The organism is Amycolatopsis sp. lyj-90 (assembly GCF_046549035.1).
Classification (GTDB): Bacteria; Actinomycetota; Actinomycetes; order Mycobacteriales; family Pseudonocardiaceae; genus Amycolatopsis.
In genome coordinates this window covers 383,874-399,116 of record NZ_JAJPWP010000001.1, presented here as the reverse complement: position 1 = coordinate 399,116, position 15,243 = coordinate 383,874, and the positions used below count along the sequence as shown (strand labels likewise).

The window sequence follows — 15,243 nt, the reverse complement described above, 5'->3', positions numbered from 1 at the left end:
TCACCAAGGATTTTCGGCGTACTCGCGAAGCGCGGCCGAAATCTGCCGCCGGGTACCGGGGTCCGCGGGTGGCTCGAAGCGGACGACCGGCAGGCCGTACTGCCAGGCGGGCGTCATCGTCGCGCCGGGAAGGTCGCGAAGCCTGTCGAAGGGGATCCAGGCCCAGTCGTCCTGCTGGGGGTCCAGGTTTTCGAACCCGACGTACTCGACGAACGGAAGGTACTGGGTCGGGCCGACCAGGGTCGTGGAGCTGTAACTGAACGGGAGCGAGGTCTTCGCGTTCTCGCCCCGTTGCGCCGCCGCGACGTCCGCTTCGACACCGTGCAGGTGCTCACGGAGGTATTCGAGGAAGTCGGCGTATGCGACGACCCGCTGGATCACCTCGGCTTCGCGCACCGTCGGGTACGCCGGTGAATCCTCCGGTGGCCGCCAAGGGCTGAGTGCGCCGTCGACGATCGCGTAGGGCGCGGGAGACAGCCGCCGGTTTCCTGAAGACCGGAAGTGGTCGATCGCGCTGCTCACCATGATTTCGAGATACTCGCCGTCCGCACCGATGATCATGATGTCGTCGTCGCAGGCGGGCAGGACGAGGAGTTCACCCGGCACCCGATTCCGCCACGGCTCCAGCAGGGCCGGGGCCACGAGCGGAATGGTGCGACGGGAACTTCGCACGGACCGCACGGCGAAGCTCTTCGCCGGACCGCCGTCACCGATCTTCACCTCGGCCCCGCCGGTTCCGCCGAGCAGTCCGGCGGTGGTGGCCCGCGCCCGCTCGATCACGGTCTCCCGGTCCGCGCCCAGTTTCTCCAGCAGTTCCGGCATGACGACATGGTTCTCACCGGTCGGTTCCTCGAAGACCAGCCACGGCTGGAAAAGATCGAGTTCCGGCCGGAACCGCCAAGCCGCCGCGGTGTCGCCCCCGAGCACCGCGGTCCTGATGAGGTCGCCGTGCGGGTCGAGCGGGCCGGGGTCGCCGCTGTGAGGGTCACGGAAGACGGGAGCCCGCAGGGTCAGATACAGGTCGTCGATCGACGGTTCGGCCGGACTCGACGGCGACGGACTCGTGGTGCCGGCCGCGGCCGATCGCGTTCGGGTACGGCGCATCCGGTCCAGAATTCCCATTCGGCCACATTAGCAACGAGGCGGATCAGGGAAGAGCGAGACGAACGATCTTCCGGATCACCGAGCCCGCTCGCCAGCACCACAGAACCCTCGGCCACGCCTGCGCCTTCGGTTCGAATGCGGTGCACGCCAATGTCAGGAAGACTTCCCAGCAGACGCGCCCGGTCGGCGCGGATCGCGAGCAAACGTGGTCGGTCTCGCGCTCCGTGACCGCTGGAGTTGAGCCAGGTTTACCCCTGCCTCAGGAACACGGCGGACTGTACGGCAGCTCAGCCGACACGAACTTGTCCCACATTTCGCGAGTGAGTGTGTTCCCCGTGATGGCACAGATGCTGTGCATGGCATGGGGCACGGTCATGTCCCACAGCCGCACGGTGTGGTCATGGCTGCCGGTGGCGAGGGTGGCGCCATCGGGGCTGAACGCCACCGTGTTGACGTCGGCCTGGTGTCCGGTGAGCGGCTGACCCAACTGCGTCCGGTCGGCTGTCCGCCAGAGCCGCACGGTGTTGTCGCCGCTGCCGCTGGCCACCGTGTGTCCATCAGGGCTGAACGCCACCCCCAAGACGGGGTTGGTGTGGCCGACAAGGGGTTCACCGAGCGGTGTGGCGTGAGCAGGATCGGTGACGTCCCACAGCCGCACCTGCTCGTCGTCGCTGCCGCTGGCCAATGTCCGCCCATCCGGGCTGAACGCGACCTGGCGTATATCGTCCTGGTGCCCTTTGAGGGGTCCGGCCAGCAACGTGGGCTTGGCCGGATCAGAAACGTTCCACAACCTCACGGCGACGTCGCTGTATTCGGCGCCCGTCGCCAGAGTTCTTCCGTTTGGGCTGAACGCCACCGCCAGGGCATTGGCGTCCGGTCCGATCACGATCTGGGCCAGCAGCACGGGTTTGGCCGGGTCGGCGACGTCCCACAACCGCGCGGTGTTCTCGTCCTTCACATCGCCGCCGGTGACCAGGATGCGGCCATCCGGGCTGAACGCCATCGACCGGACGCCGTCGGCATGCCCGGTGATCGGCGCGCCGATGGGCGCCAGGCGGGCTGGATCGCTGACGTCCCACAGCCGCACGGTCCGGTCGCCGCCGCCGGTGGCCAGTACGCGGCCATCCGGGCTGAACGCCAAGGCGTTGATGTCGTCTTGGTGGCCGGTGAGCGGCCGGCCCAGCTGCCGTCGATCGGCCAGCGTCCACAACCGGACGGTCCGGTCGCCGCCGCCGGTAGCCAGGATGTGCCCGTCCGGGCTGAACGCCAACGCGTTGACTTCTCTCGTATGTCCAGTTAGGACAGTGTCGGGCATGTTCCACAGCCTTACCGACCGGTCACCACTGGCGGTGGCCAGGATGCGGCCATCCGGGCTGAACGCCATCGACCGGACGCCGTCGGCATGCCCGGTGATCGGCGCGCCGATGGGCGCCGGGCGGGCTGGATCGGTGACGTCCCACAGCCGCACGGTGTAGTCATCGCCGCCGGTGGCCAGCGTCCGCCCGTCGGGCCCGAACGCCAACGACCGGATTGCGCTGGCATGCCCCGTGATCGGCCGGCCCAGCGTCACCGGGCGAGCCGGGTCGGCAACGTTCCACAGCCGCACTGTCCGGTCGTTGCTCGCACTGGCCAGCGTCCGTCCATCGGGACTGAACGCCACCGAATGGACAGCCCCGGTATGTCCGGTCAACGGTGGCCCGAAGGGTTTGGCCCGGTCCGGCGCGGCGATGTCCCATAGACGCATTGTCCGGTCATCGCCGCCGGTAGCCAGAGTCCGGCCATCAGGACTGAACGCCACGGAGTAGATGGTGTCGGTGTGCGCGGCCATCGGTGGGCCGAGGGCCGTGGGCTGAGTGAGGTCGGTGACGTTCCACAGCCGTACGGTCCGATCGTCGCCCGCGCTGGCCAACGTCCGCCCGTCAGGACTGAACGCCAACGACCGGATCGTCTTGGTGTGCCTCGTAATCGGCAGGCCGAGCGCCTCAGGGCGGGCCGGGTTGGTGACGTTCCACAGCCGCACTCTGTTGTCAGCGCCGCCGGTGCCCAGAGTGCGTCCGTCCGGGCTGAACGCCAGCGCACGAGTTGCTTCGCCGTGACTGATGGTTTCGTTCAGTAGCACCGGGCGGGCCAGATCAGCGACGTTCCACAACCGCACGAGTCTGTCACCGCTGCCGCTGCCGGTGGCCAGCGTTCGCCCATCGGGACTGAACGCCACCACGCTGACGTCCTTGGCGCCCGAGGGCAATGTGGCGGACAGCGGCGCGTTCGCGTCAACGATCAAGTGGGTGCCCGTGTCCAGATCGGCCGGGCGCATGCGGTGGGCGACGAGATCGAGCTGCGCCGCCAGCGACACGTCGATGGTCCGTATCCGGTTCGCCTCTGCGGTGACCTTGTTGAAGATCGCGGCGTCACGTTGTTCATGGGCGATGTCGCGTTGCTGGAAGGCGTAGACAGCGGCACTGGACGCGACAAGACCGAGAACGGCCAGCATGGTGACCGCGGTTCGACGAACTCTGGCCCGCCGGCTTTCGTGCCGGGTCGACGCGCTGAGGAAGGCCGCTCCGAGCGGCGTGATGGCGGCGCGGTGCTCACTCCTGTAGTGCCACCCCTTCGCGATGGCCAGCCGATCGCCGCGATACAGCGATCCGACCGGTTTCCCTTCTCTCTCCCACTGTTCGGCGGCCTCGATCGACTGCTGCCGGATGACCTGATCGTTGCGGCCCGTCTCGATCCAGGCGCCGAGCTGCGGCCACGCTCGCAGTAACACTTCGTGGGAAAGCTCGACGGCGTTGTCCTCCAGCGTGACCAGACGTTTCTCGATCAGCCAGCCGAGAACTGTCTCAGCGGTCCGCGGTGCTTCGAAACCCTTGACAAGGTCGGCCGGATCCGCGCGCCGCCTGGCAGGCGGCGCGTCGTGCCTGACCACGACCAAGTGCATGAGGATGTGCTGGAAAATCACACGCTGCTCGGCCGTGGAACAACGCGCGTAGGCCTCGTCCGCGGTAGCCACGATCGCGCCTTGGATCCGCCCGGTCCGATCGTAATCCGCCAAGGTCAGCTTGTCGCCCGCGCGCCGCTGCCAGGTGACGGCCAATGCGTGGGCCAGTAGTGGGAGCCCGCCCGCATCCGTCCCGATCTCGTGCAGGAGGATCTCGACCAGACTCGGCTCGACGTCGACGTCGACGCCGATCTGCCGAGCCGGCCGCTCGATGGCCGCTCGCAACCCGTCCGGAGTCATCGCCTGGAGGTTGAACTGGCTTGCCGGCAGGAACGTTGCGAGCTGTTCGTCAGCGAGGCAGTGGTCGTAGAAGTCGCCCCGCACCCCGAGAACCGCACGCATCGCGATCAGTGCGGCGATGAAACGCCGCCGTTCGGCCTCGCCGGCGCACAGGGTGAACACCTCTTCGAACTGATCCACCACGATGACAGTCCCGTCAGGCAGCATGCTTGCCAGCAGGGCAGGATCAGATCTGACTGCTGAGAGCACGCCATCCACGCTGCCGTCGATGAGCTGCGCGACCTGCTGTGCCAGTGTCTCGCAAGGCTCCTTTGCCGGGGTGAGCAACAGCCATGGGCGTCCACTGTCGGCGACCGCGGTTGTCACGCCTGCTCGAAGCAGCGACGACTTGCCAACACCGGACGGTGCGACGACGAAGACCGGTCCACTGCGGTGATCGATCTTGTCCATCAACACCGACAAGGTCGCCTCGCGGCCGAAGAACCAACGCGCTTGGTCAGGTTGAAACGCACGCAGACCCGGATAGGGGCAGACGTCCTCCGGCCACTCCGACTGGCTGACGTCGGGCGGGTACGGGTCGTCCGGCAGGCAGATCCACCCCACCGTCTCCGTTTCCTTGACCCGGACGCGTTTGGGCCGATAGCGGGTCTCATCAGCAGCGCTGTGCCAGACCACTTCACGGAACAACCAGTCGGAGGTGATCACCGCGAGCACACCGCCCGACCCGGCGAGGGCGTCCTTCAACGGCGACGCGTCGAGCAACCGGAACGTGTGGTTGATCGCGACGCCGGTCGCGCCGTACGCGTCGAGCAGAACTTCCCCGGCGTGCACCGCCATCCTCAACCGGATCTGCTCGCCGGTCCCGTGCGCCCGGTTGTGCCTGTTCAACGCTTTCACCAGGCGACCGGGCACCTGCTCGACGAACAGTTGCTTCGGAACAGCCGCCGGCGCCAGAAGAAGCACACCGTCACCCCGGTCTTCGCGATGACAGGCGCTCCAGTGCGAGCCGAGCGCATGAGCCAAGGCCGCATAGACGGCGTAGCGCACATTTCTCTGTTCCGGGTTCTTCCGGCCGCTGAATTTCTCCACGTCCACAACCAGAACAGTGCGATGCAGCGCATCAGGCGACACGAAACCTCCCCGGATCACGTCACTCAGTCAAAGATCCCGCCATACTCCCGGCAGCCGCACACAGCCTGACGAGCTTTCACTCGTTCGCGTGAACCGAGATCGGCACCACGATCCGGAGCCCATGGCCTGCCACGAGGCGAAACCCCATGTCGCATCACCGAGGCAACTCCAGCTGCCGGTCCTGAACCCGCGCTGCAGCTTGTCATCTTGCCCAGCCAGATGAGTTCTCCGCCGGCGTCGACGTACGGTGCCAGTGCTCGCAAGAGATGTACGTCGCCCCCTGCGGCGCGCGTTCCGCCGATCAATTCGACGCCGTCGATCTCACCGTCGCGTTCCGTCGTTGCCTCGTGCCGGAAAGCTCGCACATCGGCATGAGCAGACGTGCCCGTCACGGCCGTCTCATGCCGGCGGCCGGAGTCGCGTGGATGCCCGTGCCGTACTCGTAGCGCAAGCCGTTGTGGTCGATGAAACGCGCCGCGTCCGGCAGGACCGGGTGCGAGCCGATCTTGGTCACGGCCATCCGGCGAAGGGCGCGGTTGAGCCGGCCGGAGGCACTGGTGACCGTCGCCCAGTTCCACTCGGCGGGGTCACCGAGTCGCTGCAAGGTCGTGGACCAGGCCGCAGCCCGCTTCTCCGAGTTGTGATTCGTATGACTCCACCGCAACTGCTGCGTCCCGGCCACCCAGCCATGGTGAAGCTGAATGAGCCCCCAACCCTCGCAGCAGTACCGAAAAGTGGCGTCAGGATGCACTCCTGGAAGGAACTCGATCCTTTTCGCGAGGGGCCCCGGCCCCGACCCGATGACGAACAACGCCAGACTTCGTCCCGCCCGGCCGCCAGGGACCTCCGCGGCGGCGTGGAACTCGCGCAGCTCACGGTCCGGCTCCGAGTCCGACTCGAAGACACGGAACAAACCGAGACCGAAGACGGTCTCAAGGACCGCGGCCCAATCGTCGCCAACGGCGTAGAAGTCGAGGTTCGGCACAAGCGGACTATCCCAGCCGGGGCACCGCGGTCGCCAACGGCTATGCAGAGATCAGAGAGTGCTGGGCTTTGCCCGTGCCGTCTCGATGAAGGGCGAGTCAGATGAGTCCTTCTCTCAACGCGTAGGCGACGGCGTGAGACCTGTTGCGCAGCTGGAAACGCATGGTCACGTCGTGGAGCGCGTTCTTGACGGTCCGGACCGAATAGCAGAGTTCGGACGCGATCTCGCCGGTGTCGAGGCCGTCGGCCACCAAGGACAGGATCGCGGCTTCGCGTTCGGTCAGCCCGGCGAGTCGCAGGCCGCGCGGGGTGAGCACTTCGGTCTGCATATGGGAGACCTGCTTGAGCAGTTTGGCGAGCATGTCCGGCGGGATCGCCGCCTCACCGGACGCGGCCTTCTCGATCAGGGCGGCCAGTTTCGCCGCGGTGACCTCGTTCCGGCGGATCAGGGCGCAGACGCCGGCTTCGATGATGGTGAGCAGGTCGTTGTCGTTCACCGCGGTGACCAGCAGGACGAGCCGCTCGAAGCCGTGCCGTTTCAGGTCGCCCAGGGTGCGCATCGTCGCGTCGTCCACGGTTTCCGCCGCCACCACGGCCACCACCGCGTCCGCGCGGCGCTCCTCCGGCATCAGGACCAGGCTCGGCTGGAAACGGAGCTGGCTTTCCAGCCCGGCCCGCGAGATCGGGTCGGCGGCGAACGCGTAGACCGGCACTCGACTTCCCATGGGCACCTCCGGTTCGCACGGTGACGGCACCACGAACGATGCCGCACCCACGCACCCGAGGGCACTAGGGAAGATCCCTAGTGCCCTCACGAGACCCCTGGGAACCGACACGATCCACACGGACCCGCTGAAGCGATCAGCTGAGCTTGCCGGAGAACGACACCGACGGCGTGCACCGCGCGGCGCCCGGTCCCGGCGTCGCACAGTTCACGGACACGATCACCGACGTCCCGGGGACGGCGTGCAGCGGGTCGAGGTAGTGGTAGTCCAGGTCGCGGAAGTTGGCGAGACCGGTTTCGAGGACGACGTCGGCACCGAGCGCGATCCGCAGGATCCCGGTGTCGCCCCTAGGGTTCTGCAGCACCAGGTCACCGATGTCGAGTGTTTTCCCGTCCGGTACACGGTAAGTGAATTCCTTGAACGACCCGTCGGTGACCGGGGCGGCGTCCGTCTGCACCCGGAAGCTGACCGGGTTCTTGCCCGATTCGGCGGTACCGGGACGGGCCTCACCGGAAGGTTGCGGCGGGCTCGTCGGTGGCTTCGCCCCTGACTGGCCCGCGCTGGTGCCGCCGCTCACCGCCTGTGCCGTCGACGCCGCCGCGCCGGCGGCCTTCGCCGAGTCGTCCGCTCGGCTCGCCGCGCTTTCGGCGCGTTCGACCTGTTTCTGCGCCTGTTCGGTGGCGACCGAGACCACAGCCGGTTTCAGGACGGCGAACCAGAACGCGATGGCCGCGCCCACGAGCGCGACGAGCGCCAGCAGCGCGGGCAGCAGCCACTTCGGGATGAGCTGCTCCTGCTGCAGGACGGCGTCCTCGGTGTGCGGATCCTCCTCGACGGGGGTGGCGATCACCTGGAACGGCAGGATCCGGGTCTGCCCGCGGAGGAATCGCTTGCGTGGCGCCGCCTTGATCGTCACGAAGGTGGCGGTGCCGGGCTCGGTGCGCACGAGGGCGGGGTCTGCGTGGAGCAGCAGGTCGCCGTCCGGGTCCTCCGGAAGGATTTCGACCACCGTGGTGGTGTTGCCGAGGTTGTCGATCGCCAGCCGGTACTTCGCCTTGCGCCTGGCCTGCCGTTTGGCCGGGATCAGCTCGGTGACGATCTCCGTGAACGGTTCGACCGTGAGGACGGCTTCCTCGACGATCGAGCTTTCGGGGTCCTCCCGGGACTCCGACCGCAGCCCGAAATGATGCTCCCCGGCCATCGCCTCGGGCGAGCGCGGTGGCTCGAACGTCACCGTGACGACGGCGGACGTTCCCGGCATCAGGTTGACCGACTCGGGTTCGACCGAGGTCCACGCGGCCGTTTCGCCCACCACGGTGAAGGTGAACCGGTCGACCAGGTCGCCGGTGTTGGCGATGCTCACCGCACACGTCATCGTTTCGCCGGGTACGACCGTGGGCGCGTCGCCGGTGAAGGACACAGTGGATGCCATCCGTCCAGTGTTCCCGCGGCCGGACCCGCGGCCCCAGTGGTGCGAGGGCACGCACGGCGGCCTCATCGGGCAAGAAGTGCGCTCCCCGCGGTGGCATGGACTGCCCTCTCGGCAGGCCTGGAATGCCTTAACGTCGGACCCGGTTCCGAGAAGGGGACGCCGATGGGAATACGACGGTTCGCCACGCTCGCGGTCGCGGTCACGGTGCTCACCGGGGAGGTGACCGCCTGGGGTGCCACCTCCCCCGGCGGTACGGAAGTCGTCTCCGTCGCCCAAGACGGAACGGCCGGAACGGGGCTCGACCCGGACATCTCGGGGAACGCCCGCTACGTGGCCTTCTCGTCGACGGCGCCGCTGGACCCGCTCGCCGCGCCGAGCGGACTGTCCACTGTGTACGTTCGCGATCGGTCGGCACCGGGGCGTACCGTGCTGATCAGCCGCGGCTATCCGATCGAAGCTTTCACGCTCTCCGCTGTGGCCGCGCCTTGGGAGGCGCCCGCCAACGGATCGAGCGGGAGCGCGTCGATTTCCGCCGACGGACGGTATGTGGCGTTCGCGACCGAAGCGACGAACATCGCGGACGGCTACGTAGGTTACGGGCGGCACATCGTCGTCGCGGACCGCGACCCGGACCGCGACGGGAGTTACGACGAACTACGCGCAGACGGCGGCATGGACTACGGCTTCGTCTCGCTGGGTGTGCCCAACGAAACCCGGAACGACCGGCCGTCCCTCTCCGGCGACGGGACCACGATCGCTTGGAACGAAACGGATTCCGAAGACACCAGGGTGGTCGTCGCACGGCTCGCCAAGGACTCCTCGGGTGCGCTCGCACCACCCGATCCGACGACCTACCGGCGACCGGCGCCCGAGGCCACGGTCGGGATCGAAGATCGCCCCCGGGTGTCCGCCGACGGCACTCAGGTCGTTTTCGGCCGGGCTTCGTGCGAGGACTGTGAGGACCGGGCCACTTCGGTGTGGGTCCACGACGTCGGCGGCGCGAAGACCGGCCGCGTCGACTCCGGCGCGTTCTCCGGGCGCGCCCGGCTTCCCTCGGTGTCCGGGAACGGGAGGCTGATCGCGTTCGAGCACCGGGAACCGGACGGGACCGGCCAGGTGGTCGTGGCCGACCGGAACTCGCCGTCGCGCCTCTTCGTCGCCAGCCGCGACGCGAGCGGCGCCGCCACGGACAGCGCCGAACCCGCCCTTTCCGGCGACGGCAGATACCTCACCTTCCTGACGTCGACGGTGGTCCTGGTGCGAGACCTGACCGTGGACACGGCGAGAGAACAGGCGGGTCTCCCCCGTCTGGACGCCGAGCTGGCCTCGCCGTCCGCGGGCCCCTGCGGCACCTGCCCCGCGAACGGGCCGAGCACGGGACCCGCGTTGTCGAGCGACGGCTCGGTGACCGTCTTCGCCTCCGCCGCCGACGACCTCGTGCCGGGATGCTGCGCGGGTTCCGTGTTCGCGCGTGCCTTTCGTCCGACCGTCTCCGGAGACGCCACCGACTACGGGACGGTCACCGTGGGCGAGTCGGCGGAGCGGACGATCACCGTACGCCACAACGGTTTCGGGCCGCTGAAAGTGGACGGCGTGGCCGTGTCCGGGCCATCGGCCGGGGACTTCGTGGTCTCGACGGCGGAGACCTGTGCGGGCGCGGTTCTGCATACGACCGGAACCTGCCTCGTCACGATTTCCTTCCGGCCCGTGGCGCCCGGCCGGAAGGACGCCGCACTGGTCGTCACGGCGGGCGGTACGCCGGTCGCGATCGCCCTGACCGGAGGCGCCGGACCGCCGCGGGGCGGGCTCACCGTGGATCCGCCGTCCGTCGTCTTCGGTGAGCCGGTCCTCGCGTTGTCCCCCGCCGGACCGCGGCTCCTGCGCGTCGGGATCACCGGCGGCGTCCCGATCACCGTCGAGCGGGTTTCGATCGCCGCCGGTCCCCGGTTCTCCGCCGAGGACTTCGCCATCACGGCGACGACCTGCGCACCGGCGGTGCTCGCGCCCGGCGCCACGTGCACCATCGAGGTCACGGCCTCACCGCGCGGCGCGGGACAGCGGATCGGGGCGCTGCTCATCCAGGCGGTGCCACCCGAACTCTCGCTTCTCGTACCGCTTCAAGACGCGGGGATCGCGCCCGCGGTCAGCTTGTCGCCCGCAGTGGCGAGACCCCGGCGCGTCGTCCAGCTGACCGGTTCCGGTTTCCCCGCCGCGCACGACGTCACCGTGGCCTTCGGCGGGTTCACCACCACCGTGCGCACCGGCGCGGACGGGGCGTTCGGCGCGCCGGTGCTCGTGCCGGCGTACACGGACATCGGCGACCGGCGGGTGGTGGCGGCCGTTCCGGGTCTGCCGCTGACCGCGGAGGCTCCCCTGCTGGTCCAGCCGGGCACCTACCAGCCGCCGAACTTCACTTCGCGGCGGTGACCGTGACGTGATGGTGGACGTGCGCGGGCTTCGCGGCCGCGACAAGCGCTTCGACCGCCGCCAGGTCCAGGGAACCGCCCTCGACGACGACCGTCAGCTCGGGCGCCCGGTCCGGCTCGGGCGTCGTCGGGGTCAGTGACCACTCCACCCCGCCGCTGTCGGTGATCTCGACCCGGCCGCCGGTCGCCGTCTCCAGATCCGCGCGCAGCCCGGCGACCGTCCCTCGAGCCCGGTGCAGGCCGGCGGCCGCGGCGACGACGGCGCGGCGCCTGCCCAGCGGCCAGGACGGTGCCAGTTCGGCGCCGACCCAGCCCGCCAGCCAGTCCAGGAAGTCCTCCGGTGCCAGCGCCGGATCGAGGTAGCCGGGCAGGCAGTCGAGCACCGCGAACACCGGCGCCAGCACCCGGTCGAGCGCGGCGGTCAGCATCATCACCGTCACGTCGTCCTGGAACACCGCGGGCAGGATCTCGCCCAGCGGGCTCGGGGTCCCGAGCCCGGACGGGGTACCTCGCATGACCGTCCTCCCTTGCCGTCAGCCACCGATACCGAACAGCTCGACCTCGGCGACCGCCACGTCCTTGGCGTCCTGCGCCGCGTGCACCGCCGACACGGTGATCTTCAGCCCGGTCACCCCGACGGCGTTGGTGAGGGCGAGTTCCTGGGGCTGCGGGCTGTCGCGCACCGAGACGATGTCGGACTTCTCGTTCGAGTACGAGAACTCGAGGGACGCGGGACGGCCGTGCGCGGCGAAGGCGTCGCTCGCGCCACTGGTCACGATGACCTTGCGCAACGCGACCGGGCCGTTCAGCTTGATCACCAGCGAGGGTCGTTTCTGGGCGTCCCAGGCCGTCGCCCAGTAGGTGTTCTTGAACGTGTCGAAAGCGGCTTTGGGCGGATGGTCCGGCGACCCACCTGGACCGTCCACAGTGGACGGGCGAACCGGGCCCAGTGCCGTTTCCGCGGTGTCGAGCACCCATTGCCTGAGCCGGTCCACCTGGTGCAGCGCGGCGGTGCGCAACGGCGGGTAGAGCCCCACCACCAGACCACCGACGAGGATCACGACCCCGATCGCGGCGCGGATCCGCCGCGCGGCGAGCGAAAGGGCCCGCCGTCCCCGGCCGTCGCCCGGTCTCGACGGACGGCTGCCCGCCTTCCGCACCCGGCGCCGGGGCAGCAACCGCCGCCACCACGGCCGTTTCGCGACCTCGGCGGTGGCGAGCGAGTCCCCGCACCGGCGGCAGAACTTGCGGTGCGCAGGGTTTCCCTCGCCGCACTCACCGCAGATGAGGTCGCCCGGCCGTGGCTTGGTCCTCGGCGGAACGCGGCTGACCGTCACCGCTCGCGGGCGGTCGGGCTGGGGCTTCTGTTCGGGGGGTTCGGTTTCGACCACCGGTGCCGCCAGATGACGTTCCGGACCGGGCAGATCCGCCGGATCGTCCGGGAGATCCGCGAAATCGACGAGACCGGCCGGTTCGCCGGGCATCCCGGGCGGCATCCCCGGCGGAAGTCCTGGAGGCAAACCCGGTGGCATCCCCGGCGGGAGCCCGGGAGGCATGCCGGGCGGCATTCCCGGTGGCGGTCCCGGTGGGAGGCCGGGAGGCGCGGCCGGCGGAGCTTCGGCCGGTTCGGGCTTCTTCGCGGGCTTCGAGTCCGGAAGCGGTGTCCCGCCGACGAGTTCGTGTGCCGCGCGCCGGATCCGGACGAGCAGACCGCGTTTGGTCGCGGCCTCCTCCGCCTGCTCGATGAGCGCGGGCGCGACCTCGACCTTGACCCGCTTGCCGTCCCATTCGAGGAACTTCCCGCAAGCGCCGCAGAAGGTGTCCGGATCCGCGTTCGGATGGCCGCATTTCCCGCAGATCAGCATCAGCGTTCCTCCACCCGGACCTGGTGGTCGAACGAATAGATCAGGCTGTTCGGCTCCACCGTGATGTTCGGCTGCTCCGTGCCGCGTTTGCCGGTCACCGGGTCGGCGGTGAACAGGCGCACCTCCTCGACGAACTCCACCCCGCGGACGGCCTGCAGCACGCCGTAGATGTCGCCGATCCGCACCGAGCGCCCGAACGGCCAGCCGAGCCCGTCCGGGCCGCCGCCCGGCAGCGGGTTCAGGAACCGGTACAGCCCGTCGAGCGCGTCCGCGGAGATCCGCCGCCGGTCGGCGCGCGTCAGCGTGGTGAGCCTGGCGACCACGGTCACGCCCCGGTAGCGCGGCGGCTCGACCAGCACCGTCGTGCCGATGACGCGTACGTGGTCGAGCCGTGCGGCGAGCCTGTCGAGCATGGCGGGCGGCGGGAGCAGGTCGGCGAAGACGATCCGGCCGGTCTCCTGGGCGGCGGCCGGGATCACCAGCACCTTCACCGTCCCGCCCGGCACGTCCTCACCCCCGGCGGTCACGCAGCGGACCCGCGCCGCCTCCGGAACCTCTTGCCTGGCCAGGACTTCGTAGTCTTCCGCGGTGACGGCGCGCGCCCGGCTCCGCAACAGCAGCGGGGCGCGGTCGCGGGCTTCGGCGAGGGTCTCCCCCTCGGTACCGCCCTGGGCCGCCTTGCGGTTTTCGACGGCGGACACGAACGGCACCGAAGACTTGAGCACGCGGATCGCCGCCCGCGCCACGTTTCCCGCCGAGCCGCCGCCGGTCGCGTAGCCACTCAGCCGGACCACCGCCCCCTCGGCCGGAATCGCGCCGTGCCATCGGAGGCCGCCGTCGGGCAGCCGGACGACCGGGCCGAAAGAGACCTCGCCGAGCACGGCGTCGAGGCGGAAGTGCCGGTCGTCCGGTCCGCTGTCGGCGAAGTCGGGCACCTCGGTCCACTCCTGCCACCCGTCGTCCGACCCGATCTCGACGACCGGCGCGCCCACCCCGCCCAGCAGCGGCCGCGACCTGACCTCGAACACCTGACCCGCCACGCCGGCCGCGGTGCCGAGCACCTCGCCGAAGACCAGTTCCGCGTGCAGGGATTCCACCGTGCCGCCGACCGTGCCGGCGCCGAGCCGTCCGATGACCGGCGGCGCGGTGTAGTAGGGCCCGCCGTGCTCCACGGGAACGACCCTGGCCCGCAGCCAGGCCGCGAGAGCGCCGTCCACCGTCCCGGAGCAGTGCTCCGGGGGCAGGTGCAGGACGACGGCGCCGTCCTGGTTCAGCCCGCCGGTCGTGTCGCTGTCCAGTTCGCAGGCGGCCCAGCCTTCGCCGGTCCACGCCTCCCACGCGAGCGGCGGGTCGGCTGGGGCGACACCGAGTCCTTCGGTCCGGCAGGCGAAGTCGAGGCGCACGGCGCAACCGGGTACCGCGTGGTCGAGCCCGATCAGCAGTTCGTCGCCGACCTTGGGCGGCTGGGAAAACGCGGGAAACCCGGCGCCACTGGCGCGCTGGACGCTTTCTTCCTCGTCCGGGTCCCTGGTCCGGAGCAGTTCGACGGCGCAGGGCGGCATGGTCAGCTCTTCGGTGGTGGTGAACACGATCGGCTCGGCCGTTTCGGTGCGGTCGGTTCCCGCCTCCGTCCCGCGCGGCACGGTCATCGTCGTCCTGGCGGGGCTGGACAGCCAGAACGTCAGCGGTGCCCCGGCCGGGGTCGGCGGGACCAGCCGGAGCCCGATCAGGTCGAGGAACTTCACGTGCAGCCGGTCCGGGACCCGGTTCAGCCTGCCCAGCAGTTGATCGGTCATCGCGGCGAACGCCTCGATCAGCGTCATCCCCGGGTCGGAGGCGGTCCGGTCCGTCCATTCCGGACAGGACTGGCGCACCAGGCGGATCGCGTCTTCGACCAGGTCGGCGAACCGCCGGTCGTCCAGATCGGGGGTGGGCAGTGGCATCAGGACACCTTGTCTTCCGGCAGCACGGAGAACGGGACCACCAGTTCGCGCCGCTCGGAGGACCCGGTGAGCCGGTAGCCGATCGCGATGTGCAGCAGGCCGTGCGCGGCCTCGTCCGGGGTGACGTCGATCGCGAGGACCTCGGCCCGCTCCTCCCACACCTCCAGCGCGCGGCGCACCTCGGCGGCGAGCCGGGCCGCGGTGTCCGGGGTCACCGGCTCGAAGACGAAATCCCGCAGCCTGCAGCCGAATTCGGGCCGGTGCGCGCGCTCACCCGGATAGGTCAGCAGGACGAGCACCATCGCCTGTTCGACCTTGCGTGCCCGCCCGGCCACCGCGAAGGTCCCCCACGGCGTGAAGCCGATCGGGAAGGCGATCCCGTGGTCGCTCATCGG

10 protein-coding genes are annotated in these 15,243 nt (G+C 69.7%); 1 reads left to right on the top strand and 9 read right to left on the bottom strand.

The genetic code is table 11. The annotated features are described in order from the left end of the window. From ACLJPX_RS01615 to ACLJPX_RS01595, 5 genes are all read right to left on the bottom strand, one after another. Nucleotides 1-1,122, bottom strand: a complete 1,122-nt coding sequence (locus tag ACLJPX_RS01615) for a hypothetical protein (protein ID WP_410598362.1) — start codon at nucleotides 1,120-1,122, stop codon at nucleotides 1-3. A 241-nt stretch (nucleotides 1,123-1,363) separates the two neighbouring features. After that, nucleotides 1,364-5,473, bottom strand: a complete 4,110-nt coding sequence (locus tag ACLJPX_RS01610) for a hypothetical protein (RefSeq protein WP_410598361.1) — start codon at nucleotides 5,471-5,473, stop codon at nucleotides 1,364-1,366. Between the two features lie 388 nt (nucleotides 5,474-5,861). Further along, nucleotides 5,862-6,458, bottom strand: a complete 597-nt coding sequence (locus ACLJPX_RS01605; RefSeq protein WP_410598360.1) for a hypothetical protein — start codon at nucleotides 6,456-6,458, stop codon at nucleotides 5,862-5,864. A gap of 97 nt (nucleotides 6,459-6,555) precedes the next feature. Continuing rightward, a complete protein-coding gene (locus tag ACLJPX_RS01600) occupies nucleotides 6,556-7,182 on the bottom strand; it encodes a helix-turn-helix transcriptional regulator (RefSeq protein WP_101607216.1) in 627 nt (208 codons plus the stop codon). Nucleotides 7,183-7,318: 136 nt separating this feature from the next. Continuing rightward, nucleotides 7,319-8,614 (bottom strand): hypothetical protein, encoded by a 1,296-nt coding sequence (locus tag ACLJPX_RS01595; protein ID WP_410598359.1) that lies wholly within the window; start codon nucleotides 8,612-8,614, stop codon nucleotides 7,319-7,321. A 162-nt stretch (nucleotides 8,615-8,776) separates the two neighbouring features. Between ACLJPX_RS01595 and ACLJPX_RS01590 the strand changes: the two genes are divergently transcribed. After that, nucleotides 8,777-11,041, top strand: coding sequence for a choice-of-anchor D domain-containing protein (locus ACLJPX_RS01590; protein WP_410598358.1), 2,265 nt, complete (start codon nucleotides 8,777-8,779; stop codon nucleotides 11,039-11,041). Here ACLJPX_RS01590 and ACLJPX_RS01585 read toward each other — a convergent pair. Genes ACLJPX_RS01585 through ACLJPX_RS01570 form a run of 4 tightly spaced genes read right to left on the bottom strand, consistent with a single transcriptional unit; the run spans nucleotide 11,025 to nucleotide 15,240 of the window. After that, a complete protein-coding gene (locus tag ACLJPX_RS01585) occupies nucleotides 11,025-11,555 on the bottom strand; it encodes a phage tail protein (RefSeq protein ID WP_101607213.1) in 531 nt (176 codons plus the stop codon). The two genes, ACLJPX_RS01590 and ACLJPX_RS01585, sit on opposite strands and share 17 nt — an antisense overlap. A gap of 18 nt (nucleotides 11,556-11,573) precedes the next feature. After that, complete coding sequence (locus ACLJPX_RS01580) at nucleotides 11,574-12,905, bottom strand: NADase-type glycan-binding domain-containing protein (RefSeq protein ID WP_410598357.1); 1,332 nt, start codon at nucleotides 12,903-12,905, stop codon at nucleotides 11,574-11,576. Next, nucleotides 12,905-14,848: a putative baseplate assembly protein gene (locus ACLJPX_RS01575; RefSeq protein ID WP_410598356.1), complete on the bottom strand. Its 1,944-nt coding sequence runs from the start codon at nucleotides 14,846-14,848 to the stop codon at nucleotides 12,905-12,907. Before ACLJPX_RS01575 ends, ACLJPX_RS01580 begins: the two co-directional genes overlap by 1 nt. Beyond that, nucleotides 14,848-15,240: a GPW/gp25 family protein gene (locus ACLJPX_RS01570; protein WP_410598355.1), complete on the bottom strand. Its 393-nt coding sequence runs from the start codon at nucleotides 15,238-15,240 to the stop codon at nucleotides 14,848-14,850. Before ACLJPX_RS01570 ends, ACLJPX_RS01575 begins: the two co-directional genes overlap by 1 nt. Nucleotides 15,241-15,243: the final 3 nt, after the last annotated feature.